The 17,672-nt window shown below is 43.1% G+C and carries 9 protein-coding genes; 5 read left to right on the top strand and 4 right to left on the bottom strand.

Annotated elements, in window-relative coordinates:
• Window positions 1-5 precede the first annotated feature (5 nt).
• The 4 genes from tamL to M1L62_RS05365 all read right to left on the bottom strand — a co-directional run bounded on the left by tamL (window position 6) and on the right by M1L62_RS05365 (window position 11,017).
• Window positions 6-2,453 (bottom strand): translocation and assembly module lipoprotein TamL, encoded by a 2,448-nt coding sequence (tamL, locus tag M1L62_RS05380; RefSeq protein WP_254411977.1) that lies wholly within the window; start codon window positions 2,451-2,453, stop codon window positions 6-8.
• Window positions 2,443-7,377: a translocation/assembly module TamB domain-containing protein gene (locus M1L62_RS05375; protein WP_254411976.1), complete on the bottom strand. Its 4,935-nt coding sequence runs from the start codon at window positions 7,375-7,377 to the stop codon at window positions 2,443-2,445. Before M1L62_RS05375 ends, tamL begins: the two co-directional genes overlap by 11 nt.
• A 126-nt stretch (window positions 7,378-7,503) precedes the next feature.
• Window positions 7,504-8,220, bottom strand: coding sequence for a hypothetical protein (locus M1L62_RS05370; RefSeq protein ID WP_254411975.1), 717 nt, complete (start codon window positions 8,218-8,220; stop codon window positions 7,504-7,506).
• 364 nt (window positions 8,221-8,584) lie between these two features.
• Window positions 8,585-11,017, bottom strand: coding sequence for a TonB-dependent receptor (locus M1L62_RS05365; RefSeq protein WP_254411974.1), 2,433 nt, complete (start codon window positions 11,015-11,017; stop codon window positions 8,585-8,587).
• 244 nt (window positions 11,018-11,261) lie between these two features.
• Between M1L62_RS05365 and M1L62_RS05360 the strand changes: the two genes are divergently transcribed.
• The 5 genes from M1L62_RS05360 to M1L62_RS05340 all read left to right on the top strand — a co-directional run bounded on the left by M1L62_RS05360 (window position 11,262) and on the right by M1L62_RS05340 (window position 17,523).
• Complete coding sequence (locus M1L62_RS05360) at window positions 11,262-12,890, top strand: beta-N-acetylhexosaminidase (RefSeq protein ID WP_254411973.1); 1,629 nt, start codon at window positions 11,262-11,264, stop codon at window positions 12,888-12,890.
• Between the two features lie 93 nt (window positions 12,891-12,983).
• A complete protein-coding gene (locus M1L62_RS05355; protein ID WP_254411972.1) occupies window positions 12,984-13,187 on the top strand; it encodes a hypothetical protein in 204 nt (67 codons plus the stop codon).
• Window positions 13,178-13,666, top strand: coding sequence for a hypothetical protein (locus M1L62_RS05350; RefSeq protein WP_254411971.1), 489 nt, complete (start codon window positions 13,178-13,180; stop codon window positions 13,664-13,666). Before M1L62_RS05355 ends, M1L62_RS05350 begins: the two co-directional genes overlap by 10 nt.
• A gap of 188 nt (window positions 13,667-13,854) precedes the next feature.
• On the top strand, window positions 13,855-14,886 hold the full coding sequence (locus tag M1L62_RS05345; RefSeq protein WP_254411970.1) for a quinone-dependent dihydroorotate dehydrogenase: 1,032 nt from the start codon (window positions 13,855-13,857) through the stop codon (window positions 14,884-14,886).
• A gap of 69 nt (window positions 14,887-14,955) precedes the next feature.
• Window positions 14,956-17,523 (top strand): FtsK/SpoIIIE family DNA translocase, encoded by a 2,568-nt coding sequence (locus M1L62_RS05340; protein WP_254411969.1) that lies wholly within the window; start codon window positions 14,956-14,958, stop codon window positions 17,521-17,523.
• Window positions 17,524-17,672: the final 149 nt, after the last annotated feature.

The raw sequence follows: 17,672 nt of genomic DNA, 5'->3' as shown, positions 1-17,672 counted from the left end.
TATATTTAAAACGGAAGTCCAACGGCAATATTCAACACAAGGTTTTCTTTTCGCCACGCCTTACTTCCAAAATTAATTTCTTTAAATACCCACGGATTTTTGTATTTGACAGGCGCATCCGGGTCAAATGGCGCATCCGGATCTAAGTCAACCGGCGTGACTGTATACCAGGGTTTCCGGAAGGGCGTTGCCAGATCCAGACGAAAGACCAGAAACGAAAAATCCAGACGTAACCCGATTCCTCCGCCTACTGCGATCTGATTCAGGAAGCCTTTCTTGAAAACGGATTCTTCACCATAACCTGCCAGCGCATTTCCACGGTAAGACCAGATATTTCCCGCATCAACAAAAACGGCACCATTGATAATGTCTGTAAACTTCATGCGGAGTTCAGAGTTTGCTTCCAGTCTGATATCGCCAAAGGACTGATAACCAAACAGTCTGATTGTGGAAGTGTCCGGATTGTAAGCACCAGGCCCGAGCGATCTTGCTCTGAATGCCCTGAGACCCGTGCTTCCTCCCGCAAAATACTGCTTGAACTGGGGCATCTGCATATTTCTCGAATTGCCAAATGTTATCCCGACACCCCCAAGAAGGCGGTTTGCCCATTTGATTTTTGAATTGATGGTTCTGTAATAACGGATATCGCCATCGAATTTGACAAATTGCAAAATAGGCACGTTGAAAATTTCCTTTGCGCCAGTTCCAAGCGTGTCCTGCTTAGGTTTTTTACCCAATAAACTCAGCAGGTTTCCACCATAGTCAACGCCGCCCAACATAACGAACTGGTTTTTGCTGAAAGGTTTTGGGGTAGGCCTGAATGAAAACGAGTAGTTAGAGCCCATGATGAAATACTTGGTCTCCACAAGATCGATATAACGCCGCGCTTCAAGCGGCGCCAGCGTGAAAATTATATTTCGGTAGACTTCACTGTTGACGTTCCGTGGTTCAACAAAGTTAAGCGCAATGGGGGTCAGCGTATGTTCCAGTCGCGAACTTTTACTCCATACATAGGAATAATCAAATCGGATCGACCTTGTGGTGTAAAATCCCTTTTGAATCCGGTTTTCATAGGTAAGTGCCAAAATGGTCTTCGGTAAAAGCTGGCTTTTTTCAGGTCTCACCCGTACGAATGGTATCAGGAACCGGGGGAAAGAAAGACTGGCAACCCCTCCGTACCGTATGTACTCATTCCCGACCTTGTTTGGATTTTCGACACGGTTGCCACCCAGTTGTACGTCAAAACCAAAATAGGGACTCAGCGTAAATATCTCGCCGCCTCTTAAAAAATTTCTGTTTTTGAGGTTGAAAGTGATCTGAGAACCACCCAGGTTATTGGACTTGGTACTCGCACTCAGTACGGTTTGCAGAGACTTTTTCTTTAACGGCGATAAGTTATAATAAACGTTTAACAAGGCCGAATCGGATCGTGGAACTAGCTCAAAACTGTTTTTTACAAACTTGAAGTTTTGAAGGTTTACCAGTCTCGTTACTGAAATATCCTGAGTTTGATTGTTATAGAGATTACCGCGTCGGAAACCTATGGCGTCGTAAAAAATCCGGCGCTTGTATAATTTTCCGGGATCATTTATAGTCAAACCTCGGCGTACCGGCCCTTTGTTAAATGCACTGTCGGTACTCTCGCTCTGCCGCGTTCCGGTATTGACAAAAATCTGATTGATGTAATATTGTTTTAAAGCGGTTTGAACCGTTTCTTTTTTCAATTCAAGGTAAAGGTTTACCTGCTGAGGTCCCAGGGTTGAATCCTGTCTTCCGATGGTGGAGTCTACCCGAACAATAAGGTAATCGGGATTAAAGTAATAATAACCTTTCCCTTTCAGCTGCTGCTCAATACGTGAACGTTCAGCGGTAATGACGTCGAGCCGGATCGGATCTCCCTTTTTTAAGTAAGTATCTTTTTTTGAGAGAATTAAATCTTTATTGAACTGGGCACTATCTTTTACCACAAAGTTAACCTCGTTGATAAAGTAACGCGGCATGACATAAGCCTCATAAGCCGCCGTAGCTGTCCTCTTTTTCGGATTTTCGATCAATTTTCCCTTTGCAGAAGATTTGTAATATCCCTCATTGTCCATGAGTGCAACCATATTGCCCGCGTTGATATCCACAATCCGCTGATTGGCATAAACAGGAGGCTGTCCCAGTTTTTTACGAAACCAGCTTCGCAAACCGCCTTCATCCTTAGGCTCACCGATCCAGTAATAAAACCAAACTTTCCAGGGGAAACCGAAGATGGTTTTATTGGGCGCCGGTTTTATTATGCTCTCGATGTTCTCCGCAAGACCGCCCACATTCGGTTTGGAAAGCGAATCGGGGGTTACTTTCACACTATTCCCAACGTACAGGCTTTGGCCAGCCGGGACATATTTTCTCACTGAGCAAGCGCCCAATAACATACATATCACAAAGATGGCTAATGCACTAATTCTCATTTTTTTGCTTTTGAAAAATTTCACGGAACAAATCGTAATCTGCCGTTATAATAAAACTGACCCCTGTTTCAACAATAAAGCCTTCAAGAATGGACTGGTACTGATTTTTCCGGTATCCCCGGAACAAATACCGACCGTCTTTGCTGAGCGAATAATCCAGTGCAATGTTGTCAAAAACCTCGGATGAGCTTGGTGTTTGCGATTTACTTTCCAACTCAAAGTTTTTTCCAACAGAAATTTTCAGCCTGTCGCCCAGAAATGCCTTGCTCAACCCAACGTTCAGGTCGGTGCGGGCACCCGCACTCTGATCCGTGGTCGAATTTAAATTCAGGTCCAGGTTAACCCCTTTCACCAAATCGCCAGCCAGGTTGTTTAATTGATCGCTTAACAACTGGCTCACACTTTGACGGGCAATAGCCTCTGCACTTATTCCGGACAAGAACCCGGTTGAAGTCTGATCGGTGATAAATTTATTGGTGATCAAAAGTGCGAATGCCTGTTTATTCATTTCGGACGGATTGTTTTGCATATCTGCCCAGAAAGTCTGATCGGTTATATCCTTTTTGATATTCTCACCCACCATATCATCAGGAATAGCTACATTGAAAGTAATATTCGGCGTCGATAAGTTTCCGGTAATGACGATCTGAACCTGAACGGGGATTTTTCGCTCACCCTTGTAGTTATTGTCTATTGAACCCGGATCAACCATGACATTATAGGCGGCTGTAATATTCAGGTCGGCCTTCATCGGGTCGCCCGTCCAGATCAGACTGCTTCCTTTTTGAATTTCAAATTGTCTTTTTAGGATCTGGAGAGTGAGGTCATACGAGCCCTCGGTCAGGTCATATGCACCGATTAAATACAACTGACCATTTGGTGCAATGCCAGTATTCAGTTTTGCATTTCCTTTCAGTTTGATGTTGTCACCATTCAATTCATCGATCACGACCGTGAATAGTGATTTATCATCTACATCGATATCAAGCGAAATCTGCGAAGCGAAGTCAACCATAATCTGATTGGCTGTCTCGACCGAATCAACTTTTGCGACCTGTGTTGAATCACTCATATCTACGAATTCAATCACACCCTTGCTGGCATCACCCGCTTCGGTAACATTATCCGCCATCACAACGGTAATATCACTTCCTGAATCCAGTTTTACATTGCCATCGATGATGGCATTGCTGCCGTTTCCTTTGACAGTAAGATTTGCATCGACAACCGCCTTTCCAAAAAAGAGGTTGTTTTGTTTTTGGGTCGCGTTAAGAACGGTGAAGTTTTTAGTGTCAATTTTGAGGTCGTAACCCACGTCAGGGATGTTGGCGAGGTTGACATTGCCATTTATTTTTAACTGTTGTTTCAGTGAATCGGCGACGGTGAAATTGTTGAAATTGATCCGCTGATCAGCAAATTGTAACTTTTGATTGGTTAATGAATAACGAGCGCCCAACTGTGTCACATTAAACGCAACATCATCAAAACTGATGTCACCATTTAATCTTGGGCTATCTGTGGAACCTGTAATGGCTACCTTGCCCGAAAGATTGCCGTTGGCATTTTTTAATTGCCCGAAACTGAATGCCTCTATGGTTTCAGCTCCGAATTTCTTCATGTCCAACGTGAAATTCAACGGTTGTTCCTCCTTTAAACGATAGCTCCCGTAAAGTCGCATATCGTTCTTTTCACTGGTCAACGAAACGCCCACGCGGATTCTGTCTTCGGTTTCGTTTGTAGAACGGATCGCCAGATTTCCGATAGGTATTTTCATCAGAGCAAAATTATTGATGTCCAGACGGCCCGTATAAACCGGGGAAGTCATGTAATTGCTAAGCTTGATATTTCCGCTCAATGTCCCTGATGCCATGGTGGAATCACGCGTGACCAGAGCTGCAAAAGGCCCGATGGATATGCTGTCAGCCGTAATATCGAGAGGGCTGTTCGGGGCATCCGTTGAAGAATTGATGGATAAAGACTGATAATCCTGACGTATGACAAAGTTTTTAACCCATACACTATCGGGAGCGTATTGAATATATCCTTCACTATCGGTTGCCCATTTGCGGTAGTCGATCAATAATCCTTCACGCAAACGCAATTGATACCGGTTGTCTACCAGTGCCAGATTTCCATTTATACCGTGGCGATCCGTATTAACCGAATCTTTTACGATGAAATTAAATTTGACATCATTATTGGCGATATCAGTTTTAAGCGATGCATTCTGAACGCGAAATCCTCCTGTTTGCACGGTGCCTATGTTGGCCGTCATCACGGCTTTTTCTTTAACACTGCTCAGATTCACGACTACTCTTTCGGTGTGAATGCTGTCGTATTCCACCAAAGGGATAGTAAGATTGGCAACGATAGATGAATCGGTCTGGTTATTCAGTTTGGCGTGAAGCTGAACCGGTTTAAGTTCTGTAAGCTGTGGTGCGAAAATTTTGAAAACGGGGTGATTTGATACATTTGCATCCAACGTAAAATTCACGGGTTTCGTGACTGGTTTATAAGTCATTCCCGGAATAGCGAAATGTTTGCTTGTTTCTGTGAAAACGGCATCGGCAATTTCGGTATAAACAAAATCTCCCTCCATTTTAGCGTTTAAAAATGGCGAAGTAATCACCGCCCTTTTGTTTCCGGCCGTATCGCTCAGCTGCACAGTAAGATCCGATATCGTCACCGGTTTTCTGTGATGTGTCAGTACCAGATCGTTGACGGCAATCGTACCAAGCGGGTTTTCCGGGTTGGTAGACGGCATATCAATTTTTACATTTCCTTTAATCCGCAAAGAATCCGAATACAGGTTCAGAGCCGTGAGGTTCATGTGATCAATGACCGCTTCGCCTTTAACACTCGGAAATTCCTTGGAAAGATCAGCCTGTCCGTTCAAAGCAATACCAATGTTTTCGTCTTTCATATTTGCCGAAACATTAGCCAATCCGTGATCGATATCGCCTTTAAGCGTCAGATTGTTATATATATATCCTTTAATATCGGCACTTTGGATTGTGCCGTCAAGGTTAGCCTTCATCCGGGACGGGGTGTAGCCGATCCCGGCAACCTGTGTGGATAGCGTCAGTTTACCAAGCTCCTGAGGAGGTTGTTTCAGCAATTTCCCCATGTCAAAATCAGTGAAACTCAGTGTCCCGTCATAGTTTGCCTTGATGCTGTCTGTGATATTGACAAGTTTTCCGGCAAATGTTCCGTTTCCAAAAGAGGTGGTTATGGTAGTATTAAGTGTCAGGTTTTGCATAGAACCATTCACTTTTCCTGAAATTTTAATTTGTTCGGGAAGCTCAATGCTGGAAGGCAACGTACTATCCGGCAGCATTTTTAACAGGTCAGCTTTTGTCGACGAAATTTCATTTACCGTCATATCAGCGGCAAGTTTGTTTGCATCGGGTAAACCGCGGATGCGTCCGTCGACACTTAGAACCGTACCATCAAGCATACTGAAACGTGCCTTTGATATCAGCATATCATCCACCGTTCCTGTAACCAATCCTGAACCCTGAACAGATCCGTTTGGCTCTTTGCTGAATGGAGGCGTCGTGGCCAGATCGGGTGCAAGAAGCAGCAGATCAGAAAAAGCCACTTTTGTATCTTTTAAACTGAGACGGATTCTGACATCCGCCAGGTTTTTCGTAAGGTCATCCAGGTGGTTATAACGTAAGGTTAATTCATCCCGGATAATGGTTTTTGGCGTTTTTACAAGCAGGTTGCGCAGATAGGTTTGCTTTGCACCGTAGGCAAAATCCGTCCGGAGTGTGAGCAATTTAAAACCGCTTTTTTCTTCAAATGAACCTTGTTTTAATTTCCCGGTTATGTTGTCTGTGGAAAAGAGAAAGTCTTTCAGGTCAACATTTAATTTTTTGACATTTAAGTGTGCATAGTCCAATCCTTTTGGAATGGGTTTTGAATTAAAGTCATCATAGCGCAGATTGTTGTTAACCAGCCTGATGTCTTTAATCACGGCATACCAGCCAGGCGTTGCTGTACTGTCAGCCTTCGTGTTTGGAGGGCTTGTTTTTGAAGCCGCTTTTTTAGCAAATTCTGCGTAAGCCGTCATATTATCCAGCAACACGCTTTCGATCTCTACGCGCTGTCCGGCTACATAAATTTTATTGATTTTTCCCCGTAACTGGCCCAGGGTAACGCCGTTGTTCAGGCCGGACGTTTCATCGGTAAATTCCCATTTGAATTTGCTGATATCAATATCACCCAGTTTAATGTCAAGAGAATCCGCTGGATTGGATGGCGCGGTCGTGGTATCTTTTACCAGGGCCTCATACATCCTCAATTTAGCTCCACTGTTGTAAAGTGCAATTTTTGTCGGATGATATTGGGACAACGAAGGATTGAATTTATCAAACTGAATATTGGCCGAATCAATGTTGGCATCGGCATCCGTTCCTATCACAGCATCCTTGTACGAAAGACGGACGCGCTTTAATAAGATTTTATCAAGGCGCATTTCCATCGGTTTTGCTGTGGTATCAGCTGGCTCCGTAGGATTTGTGCTGGCAAATGCGTCAACGATAAACTGGAAGTTGAAAACGGTATCAGGTAAAGTCCGGTGGATATTAGCAGTGGCGCCTTCCAGTTCAATTTTGTTGATGCCGACATTTCCTTTTAACAAGGAATACATGTCCATATCAACACGCAGCATTTTGCCGGCCACCAGGGTATCACCTTTTTGGTCAGCAAAGAAAACACCTTCCAGAACGATCCAGTCAGGGACATCGAACCGTATTTTTTCAACGTTAAGTTTAGTCTTTAATTTTTTTCGCAGATAGGTATTTGCCTGCGCAGTAAGAAAGTCTTGTCCGGCGGGAGTTTGTATTCCCCATATCAACACACCAATCAGAATTAAAACTGCTAGTACGATTATAGCCAATACTTTTAATGCTCTCTTCATTCGATCGAGTTATACCATTCCTATCCAGCATGCGGAATGGGTGAAGTTTCCGTTTCAGTTAGTTTAGCATGAGCAGTATTGATTATTGACTAAAAAATACTGCTCATATGTTACAATGACCAATAACTAACGTTTGAATAAGTCCTGACTTACAGCTTCGTTGATGGTAATGGATGAAGTGATGGTTACCGGTTTTCTGTCCGTGCTGTTTACTTCTACCAATTTGGCAGGATAAGAAATTCCGAAAGGTGATTTCGTGTAATTTGAAAAGTCAGTCACGGTTTCAACACCGCCTGCGGTTTCTCTTTGTCTAACCAGTAAGCCGGTGCCTGCATCAAAATACAGGTTATACTTCACACTTTTACCCTGAAGTTCTACATGGTTGGTTGCAACACCGCCCACAGTTTCCGTACCAACCGTTGTAGCAATCAAGCCGCGGTTTTGGTAGTTGATAAAAGGCACCAGATTTTCGTACAGTTCCAGGCTGATGCCTTCTCTCTCCGCCTGACTAAGATCCTTAACGTCAACCTTATTGCCAAGAGGGACTTTTACCCATCCTTCGTTGCCTTTAACCGTGTAGACAAAACTGCGATTCATAATCACCTTGGACTTGTAAAGTGAATTATCTGCAATTGAGGCCGACATATTAGCGGTATAAGGAGTCGTTGATGCCGAAGTATAACTGCGTTTCAGGCTGTAAGTCTTGATTGTTTCCCACAATGCTTTTCCACCAGTGGCTTTGTAATAGTTATTAAAGATGGTATCTGCCGGAATCCGTGTTTGAGCGAATAATGACGAAGCGGCCAGAAGCATTGCCAATGAAATTCCAATGAATTTTTTCATGTGTTTGAATTGTGTTTAATGTTACAAATAGGTTACGGCTAACTATAAAATAAGTAACCCGGGTTTTTATATTTTATACCGGTTTGGTTTAGCTGCTATGTTAAAAAGTAAAAATACCATATTTATTATACGGTGTTGCAAAAACTGTTCCAGTCTTAACAGATACTGGCTGAGGTTACAAATTGTTGCATCGGTTTATCAGGATGTTTTGTTTACAATGTACAAAAGAAGAATGCCGAAACCAGATTCCTGATGTTTAGATTTTAAAAAAGAAAATAGGTTTAAATTAACAAAGGGAATAAGGAGTGTCGCTCCCTATTCCCTTTGTTAACTTTATTATAAATGACTTGTAATGGACTGATGATCAGGATTCGTCGCCGCTCATGGAGATTTTTCCAAACCGGTATTGGAATGTCAGATTAACCAGGCGGTTGGTTTGCTGCCACAATGAGTTCTGGATATAGGTGTCTGTTGCAAGCTGGCTCTTGTAGGCACGTGACAAAAATATGTCCTGAATATTAAACGAAAGTGTTGCTTTTTTTTCCAGCAAGTCTTTTCTAATCCCCATATTGGCGACAAAAACGCCCTGGCGGGTTCCCTGCGCAATAGCTCTCGGACCTTCATAGTTGACATACGCAGAAGCACGGAAGTCCATCGGCAAGGTTATGAAAGCATTTAAGTTGCCGGAATAACTCCATGTACGGTTGTCAATGTGGGCCAAAGCAGATACAACTTCACTTCTGAAAACACGACCACTGCCGTTTATTTTTAAGATATCACCAATCTTCTGAGAGAAATCCGTTTCAAAACCATAAGCCATTTCCCGTCCGACGTTATCATACCTTGTCAGCGAAATACCTTCCGCGTCAACCGTTCTGATGCGGGTTATGGCGTTGTTGGAATAATCCATAAACAAAGACGGTCCCCATCCACCTGACTCTTCGTAGTTAGAATAAGCCATTTCTGCTTTGTGGGTAAACTCAGGACGAAGGTCAGGATTTCCTGTCTGAATATTTCTTGGATCGGAAACATCGGTATAAGGATTAAGCCAATCAGCTTCCGGACGTTGTACGCGACGGCTGTAATTCAATTTAAGCAGTGCGTTATCATCCAGTTTTCGGGATAGGGAAAGGGATGGCACCAAAGTCAGGAAGTGTACGCCAAATTCCCTATTGGCGCTTACCTGATCAATTTGCTGATCCGAGTCCGTAAGCCTTAATCCGGCCCTTACTCCCCAAAGATCTGTTTTCTTCGAGAAAGTCATATAGCCGGTGTATATCGAATTCTTATAATTGAAAATGTTACTGATGTTTTTATCAAACTCGAAATTTCCTGTTTCAGAATTCAACAGGTAGAAATTGTTGGCGTTATCATTGGAATTGATCCGTGTACGGAATCCCACTTCCAACGTTGCTTTGGGCGTGATAGGCCAGGTGTAATCCGAGTTCAGGAATAGTGACTTACTGTTATTATTCCTGAAATTCTGCTGATAACGGCTTAGGCTGTCCACATCATTTTCCTGATCATAATTTGATTTTCCTTCCGATGCTCCCTGTGAATAGTTCGCAGTAAAAGTTATCAGCTGATCTGTTTTATTGAATTTATGACGGTAATCAAGGCTCGTACTAACATTGTGTCCGTTTCCTTTACTTTGATTTATTCTTTCGAAATGATCAAGCATCGGGCCTGTCAGCAATGCCGAGGTATTGGATAGATTACTCCGGTTCATGTTTTGGTCGCGTGAATAATTAACACCGACTTCAACAGAGTTTTTATCGTCAATTTCGTAATTGGCACCAATACGGCTGAACATATTTTTGTTCGTATTATGACCGGTTCCACGCTGTTCCAACCGCGATTGTTCATCGCCTAAAAAGTTATCACGGTTCAGTCTGCGTTTCCAGAACGTGTTACGCATTTGTCCGTTCAGCGAGGCGTTCAAACCCAGCTTACCGGCACGGAAACTAACATTGCCTGAACCGCTGTGGTTTTCTTTCAAACCAAGGCTGGCACGTCCGCTGCCGTTAATTCCCCGGATTTTATTCTTTTTTGTGATGATATCAATCACGCCGGATGCCCCTTCTCCTTCGTATTTTGCCGAAGGTGTTGTGGAGACATCGATACGTTCAATTAAATCGGCCGGAAAGGATTGTAAAACCGTTGGCAAATCGCTGCCATATAATGAAGAAGGTTTTCCGTCAATAAGAACCACCACATTTCCTTTGCCGCGAACCTGCGGATTCCCGTTTTCATCGAGCGAAACAGCCGGTACTTTTTCTAAAAGGTCACTTACGTTATTACTTGTAGCCAGCATGTCCTTTCCGATGTTGATCATTTTTTTATCAATATCTTCAACGATCATACTTTTTTCTCCCTTCACAATCACCTCATTCAATTTCTGAGCGGAAACGATTACGGTTAAAGTGCCTAAATCAACGATGTTGGATTCGGGGGCTACGCGGACATTGGGAACAAAAAGCGTTTCATAACCCATGTTGGTCACACGTAATATATAACTTCCGGGTTTAACATCCGGAATGGTAAATATGCCGTTTTCGTCGGTGATGACACCTGTGCTCACCGATGAGTCTTTGGCCATTAACACGGCAACGGTTGCAAAACTGACGGGTGTATTTTTCGGTGCCTCGACGATCTTGCCGATCATTTTTCCACCATCAATACGGATTTGTTTTACCTGTTTTTCGGAAGCGAAAGAATTGAAGCTGTTGCCAGCAACCAGTAACCCTGATATGGCAAACACATGAAGCCGTTGAGGATTAAATAAATTTTTAATCATTATTAATTTTTAAAGTTGTTAGGGATAGGAGCGGCACTTCACTTGGCCTTTCAAAATGCCGCTACTCAATTGATTTATAAAGTATAAAGCATTGAGCCCGACAAATATAATCAACGGGTCAATTTTAAATTTAATTGTATAAAATTATAAAAAAGTTGAGATGTGTAGTGTTTTAAAATGTTGTTACGTTAAATTGCATACTTTTTAAAATTATTTAATAAATGCATTCTTAAATCTTACTTGAATGAAAAGTTTTCTTTTAACGGTTATGTGTTCCATTTGGTTCTTCGCCAGCTGGGCTCAGCCGAACATTATTCCTAAACCTACACAGATGCTTGTGGCGAAAGGTGAGTGGACACTGGGCGCTAAAACAAAAATTGGCGCACCGGCAGATGCGAAGTGGACAAAAGTTGCTGAAATGTTGGCTGGACAAATCAACAAGGCCAGCGGATATGCTGTAAAAACAGTTAAAGGCAAAGGAGATATTACATTTGCGCTTTCTTCTGACACAAGTCTGGGAGAAGAAGGATACCGTTTGCTGGTTACGCCAAAAGGTGTGACAATCCAGGCTCAGACAGCCAAAGGAGCTTTTTATGGTGTGCAGTCATTGTTACAGTTGTTGCCGGTCGAGATTTTCAGTCCGGCAGTGGTTAACAATGTAAAATGGAAAGTGCCCTATGTAACGATCAAGGATGTTCCACGGTACGCCTATCGTGGATTGATGCTGGATGTAGGCCGTCATTTTATGCCTCTGGATTTTGTGAGAAAATACATTGACCTGATTGCACTGCATAAGCAAAACCAGTTTCACTGGCATTTAACAGAAGATCAGGGATGGAGAATTGAGATTAAAAAATATCCTGAACTGACAACCATTGGTTCGAAGCGTAAGGAAACGATGAAGGGACATTATGGCGACCACAAGTATGATGGAAAACCATATGGCGGCTTTTATACACAGGCTGAAATTAAGGAGGTACTTCAATATGCGGAAGATCGTTTTGTAAATGTAATTCCGGAAATTGAACTGCCAGGACATGCTTTGGCTGCTTTGGCTGCATACCCTCAGCTGGGTAACAATCCTGATAAAATATATGAAGTAGGTACGAAATGGGGTGTTTATGACGATGTTTACATGCCTCGTGAAGAAACGTTCAAGTTTTTGGAAGACGTGCTAACCGAAGTGATAGATCTTTTTCCAAGCAAATACATCCACATTGGCGGTGACGAATGTCCAAAAACACAGTGGAAGGAAAGCCGTTTTGCACAGGATCTGATCAAAAAGGAAAATCTTAAGGATGAGCATGGTCTGCAAAGTTATGTGATCAAACGCGTTGATAAATTTATCACATCAAAAGGCCGTCGGATGATCGGCTGGGATGAAATCCTGGAAGGCGGACTTTCTCCGAATGCTACGGTGATGAGCTGGCGGGGAACAGAAGGCGGAATAGCGGCTGCAAAAGAACGTCATGATGTAATTATGACGCCGAACAATTTCGTTTATCTTGATCACTATCAGGCGGACGCAAAAACGCAGCCTATCGCGATTGGCGGCTTCACCGATTTGGCAGAGTCTTATTCATACGACCCAACACCGAAAGAACTTTCTGCTGAGGAAGCAAAACACATTTTGGGAGTTCAAGGAAACGTGTGGACAGAATATATGAAAACACCATCTTATGTAGAATATATGGTATGGCCACGCGCAATCGCTTTGGCGGAAGTAGCCTGGACACCAACCGATAAAAAAGATTTTGCTGATTTCAGCAAACGCATGGAAATACATAAAAAGCGCCTTGATTACCTCGGTGTAAACTATTTCGGTGCGCCGATCAATAATAAGTTTGAATACGCCTGGCCTGAAAAAAAGTAGGGGTTAATCAAACGGATTCGTAAAAGGCATCTCACTGGTTGGGATGCCTTTTTTGTTATATTTACGTAATTATCCAGTGAAAATTTGGTGGTTATGGAAAAGAAAAAGCGGATTATCATTTATAAAGATAAAAATGATCCCTATATCGAAGCGCTTCGTGAAGGCATGAACGATACGCCGAAGGAACGCTATATTAAATTCTTTGAGCAACGACGAAAGTTCAACGAGCTTATGGGAGTTAAGAAAGACCCCAATGCCAGAAAGACGATTGAGATAAAGAAAGTGACATGGATTTAGAAAATAACGAATTTTTGGAATTTACGAGATGTGCTTTTAATCATAAGCTCGAGTATATGGTGATAGGTGGGTTTGCTATGTATTTAAATGGTTTGAACAGAGCCACAGAAGATGTAGATATTTGGATGAAGCCATCTAAGGAAAACGGACATATCTTAATTCAGATATTGTTGTGTATGGGGTATGATGAAGAGGATTTGGTACAACTACGCAAGCTGGATTTTACACAAACCCAGGTCTTTGGCTTAAACCGTGAGCTTGATATCTTGACTTACGTACATCATAAATTTGATTTCGATATCCTTTTTAAACGTTCCAAAATATTTGAAAATCCAGAAGGCAGTGTTATTCATTTTTTACATTTGAATGATCTTCGGGAATTGAAAGTGTTGGCTCGAAGGCCACAGGATTTGAGGGACGTTATTATGATAGATGATTTTTTGAAGCTCGAAGAAGAGGGGGAGGGGCTGGGTTCTTAAAAGATTAATTTGCTGAAAAATTGAGATGTATCACTTTGGGAACTTCAATTTAGATAACTTGATGACACGCTAAATAAAGTATTTAAGTTTAGGTCTATTGTACTGAATTTTCTCTCCATTTGAAGTTCGGAAAAATAAAAACCTGCACACCTTCCTTCCCTTCCCCCCAAACATTCTATTTTTGCAGAATGTATAAATATATCCTTTTACCGATCTTTTTCCGGTTCGATGCCGAGCGCATTCACCACTTTGTTTGTGAAATGCTGCAAATCGCTTTTAAAATTCCGGGTGTTCCTGCTTTGCTGAGAAGTATGTATACTTTCGAACACCCCGACCTTGTTCAGGAAGTGGCTGGATTGCGTTTCCGGAATCCTATCGGACTGGCTGCCGGTTTTGATAAAAATGCCGAAATGGTAGATCAGCTGGAAGCCCTTGGGTTTGGTTTTATTGAAATCGGAACGGTTACGCCCCGCCCTCAGCCGGGAAATGACAAACCACGTTTGTTCCGTGTAAAAGAAGATAAGGGACTTATCAACCGGATGGGTTTTAATAACAAAGGGGCCGAAGTTGCTGCGGCGAAACTGCGTTACCGTAAATCGTCCATTCTGGTTGGCGGGAATATTGGTAAAAACAAGGACACGCCCAATGAACAGGCACTGAGCGACTATATCAGCTGTTTTAACACGCTGTTTGATGTTGTAGATTATTTTGTAGTAAACGTGAGCTCGCCCAATACGCCGGGATTACGTGATTTACAGGAAAAAGAGCCGTTGATGGCGCTGCTTAACGATCTTCAAATCCGCAATAAACAAAGGCCCAATTCTAAACCAATATTTTTGAAAATTGCACCTGATCTGACTTTCAGTCAGCTGGACGATATCATTGATATTGTAAAGGAAACGGGGATTGCCGGGGTTATCGCCACAAACACAACGATTAGTCGCAAAGATTTGAAAACTTCTAAAGAGGCACTCGAAAAAATCGGAGCGGGTGGGTTAAGCGGACAGCCGTTGAAATACCGGGCTACGGAGGTTATTCGTTACTTATGCGACAGGTCCGGAAATGCCTTCCCGGTTATTGGGGTAGGCGGGATCGCTTCTGCGGCCGATGCGCTGGAAAAACGGAATGCAGGTGCAGGGCTTTTGCAGATTTATTCAAGCTTCATTTATGAGGGGCCGGGTTTGGTTAAGAGGATTTGCAAGGCCATGGTCGCTAAATAAATATTGACCTCCCTGATTGATAAAATAGAAAGCACTTCATACATTCATAAAAAAATAGAACTGAGATAAATGTCTGTAAATAAGCCGCGAGGAAATACACAAAGAACAAAAGCAGAGGAGGGCGTACGACCAGGTTTTCAGTTATCTCTGGATTGGGACAGTATTTTTTCTAGCCCGAAAAGCACGTTGGCGTGGGGGATTTTCTTCCTCATGACAGGAATTATATTGGAAGTATCTTTTTTATCATACATCATTACCGGCCTGGCCGACCAGAGCATCGTTGACTCTTTCGGGCAGGAGTCCATTCGGGATGCAGGGCGGCAGACACGTAACTTTTTAGGTGTTTTAGGGGCCACATTTTCCCATATTTTTGTCTATCGCTGGTTTGGCGTTGGGGCTTTGCTGCTTCCTTTTGTCCCAATTCTGGCTGGTTGGAAAATCGCTTTTGGAAAAGAATTGTTGCCACTGACCCGTGCAACCAAAGAGGTTATCTTTTTTACACTGTGGCTGAGTGCGCTGATGGGTTATGTGGTGCTCATGAGCAATACCGAAAATACCCTGAGTTTTGTTTCCGGAGGCATTGGTTATATGGTCAATGTGTGGCTCTTCGACTGGCTGAAATGGGGCAGTATCTTACCGATATTGTTCGCACTCTTTGTTTTTGCGATCTATTTTTATGATGCAAAAGCGATGTTGGAAAAATGGCAAACCAGAGCTGAGAAAGAAGAGGATGAAGAAATTGCTGTTGAGGAGGCTCTAGAACCGGTCATTACGGGTGAAAAAGAACCTGAACCTGAGCAGGAAGTACAGCCTGTTAAAGAGGTTGAATATGTTTCGGTTGTTAATGATACCTATGACGATGACCTGATTCCGGCGGTTGAAGAAATCAAGGAAGAGCCGGTTGTAAAAAACAATCATGTGCTCGAAGTGCTGAATACCGAAGAGGTTAGCAAACTAGCTTCTACGCCAGCGATCACGCCATTTGTTCCTGTGCCGGTGGTGCATGCAGCTGCTGATCTGGAACTGGAACTCGAAGTGGCCGATAATCTGACGCCTGTGGAGGTTGTTGATATTCCCGAAGACGAGGATCTTAATGCTTCGATCCTCAGGGAGTTTGGGCAATATGATCCTATGCTGGATTTGCCTACTTATCGGTTCCCGACCATCGATCTGATGAGTGAGGTGATTGAAAATCAGCATGAGAAAGTAACGCAGGAGGAGCTTGAAAGCAATAAAACGAAGATTGTAGAGACGCTTGGAAGTTACGGAATTAATATATCAAAAATTAAAGCGACGATCGGGCCAACGGTAACGCTTTATGAAATTATTCCGGAAGCCGGCGTACGGATTTCGAAGATAAAAAATCTTGAAGGTGATATTGCGTTGAGTTTGGCAGCTTTGGGAATCCGTATCATTGCACCAATGCCGGGGCGTGGTACAATCGGTATCGAGGTGCCGAATAAGAACCGTGAAACGGTCTTTATCCGGTCCGTTTTGATGAACGAAAGATTTCAGAAGTCAACGTATGACCTGCCGATTGTTCTTGGAAAAACAATTTCGAATGAAATTCATATTGCCGATCTGGCAAAAATGCCTCACTTGCTTATGGCCGGTGCGACAGGTCAGGGTAAGTCTGTTGGGTTGAACGTAATTCTGGCTTCGCTGATTTATAAGAAACATCCGGCAGAGTTGAAGTTTGTGCTGGTAGATCCTAAAAAAGTGGAATTAACGCTTTTCAATAAACTGGAAAGACACTTTTTAGCAAAACTGCCAAACGCGGACGAAGCCATCATTACGGATACCAAAAAGGTAATTTTTACGCTGAATTCCTTGTGTATTGAAATGGATTCGCGTTATGATCTTTTGAAAGAAGCTTCGGTAAGAAATCTTAAAGAATACAATGCCAAGTTTGCCCAGCGCAGACTGAACCCGGATAAAGGTCATCGCTTCCTGCCATACATCGTACTGGTTATTGACGAGCTTGCCGATTTGATGATGACGGCCGGTAAGGAGGTAGAAACGCCGATTGCCCGTCTGGCACAGCTAGCACGTGCGGTGGGTATTCACCTGGTTGTTGCCACGCAGCGTCCTTCGGTAAAGGTTATTACCGGTTTGATCAAGGCCAACTTCCCGGCCCGTTTATCTTTCCGTGTAACGTCCAGTATAGATTCGAGGACGATTCTTGATATGGGCGGGGCAGAGCAGCTGGTTGGACAGGGAGATATGCTACTGGCGATTAACTCGGAAGTGATCCGTTTGCAATGTCCTTTTATTGACACAAGAGAAATTGAGGATGTCTGCGAATTTATCGGCGGTCAGCGTGGATATGATGAGGCTTATGCACTGCCGGAATACGAAGGTGATGAAGGTTCAGAATCCAGAAGTGAGGTCAATACCGATGACTTTGACGGATTATTGCCTGAGGCTGCCCGTTTGATCGTGACGCACCAACAGGGAAGTACATCGCTGATTCAGCGGAAAATGAAACTGGGTTATAACCGGGCCGGTCGTATTATGGATCAGCTTGAACTGATTGGTATCGTGGGACCTTTTACAGGCAGCAAAGCCAGGGATGTCATGTTCCATGACCTGAACGGTGTCGATGAACATCTGAGGGTGATGGGCATAAGTGGCTAATGACTGATCAATATCAAAAATATACTGGCTGCCGGTTCGAATAAGTGTTTTGACACTTTTGAACCGGCAGCCGTTTTTGTGTCGTATGTTATCAAAACAAAAAATAACCATGCGAAATAGGGTAATATCAGTAAACCAGCCCCATTGTA

Source organism: Dyadobacter diqingensis (assembly GCF_024220585.1).
GTDB lineage: Bacteria > Bacteroidota > Bacteroidia > Cytophagales > Spirosomataceae > Dyadobacter > Dyadobacter diqingensis.
Note: the sequence above shows the minus strand (reverse complement) of the source record. Positions and strands in the feature narration are given on the sequence as shown.

Excerpts from the sequence above, each read along its gene's own strand:
- M1L62_RS05350 (WP_254411971.1), top strand. The coding sequence starts at position 13,178 with ATGGATTTAGAAAATAACGAATTTTTGGAATTTACGAGATGTGCTTTT.
- M1L62_RS05345 (WP_254411970.1), top strand. The coding sequence starts at position 13,855 with ATGTATAAATATATCCTTTTACCGATCTTTTTCCGGTTCGATGCCGAG.
- M1L62_RS05355 (WP_254411972.1), top strand. The coding sequence starts at position 12,984 with ATGGAAAAGAAAAAGCGGATTATCATTTATAAAGATAAAAATGATCCC.
- M1L62_RS05370 (WP_254411975.1), bottom strand. The coding sequence starts at position 8,220 with ATGAAAAAATTCATTGGAATTTCATTGGCAATGCTTCTGGCCGCTTCG.
- M1L62_RS05360 (WP_254411973.1), top strand. The coding sequence starts at position 11,262 with ATGAAAAGTTTTCTTTTAACGGTTATGTGTTCCATTTGGTTCTTCGCC.
- M1L62_RS05375 (WP_254411976.1), bottom strand. The coding sequence starts at position 7,377 with ATGAAGAGAGCATTAAAAGTATTGGCTATAATCGTACTAGCAGTTTTA.
- M1L62_RS05340 (WP_254411969.1), top strand. The coding sequence starts at position 14,956 with ATGTCTGTAAATAAGCCGCGAGGAAATACACAAAGAACAAAAGCAGAG.
- M1L62_RS05365 (WP_254411974.1), bottom strand. The coding sequence starts at position 11,017 with ATGATTAAAAATTTATTTAATCCTCAACGGCTTCATGTGTTTGCCATA.
- tamL (WP_254411977.1), bottom strand. The coding sequence starts at position 2,453 with ATGAGAATTAGTGCATTAGCCATCTTTGTGATATGTATGTTATTGGGC.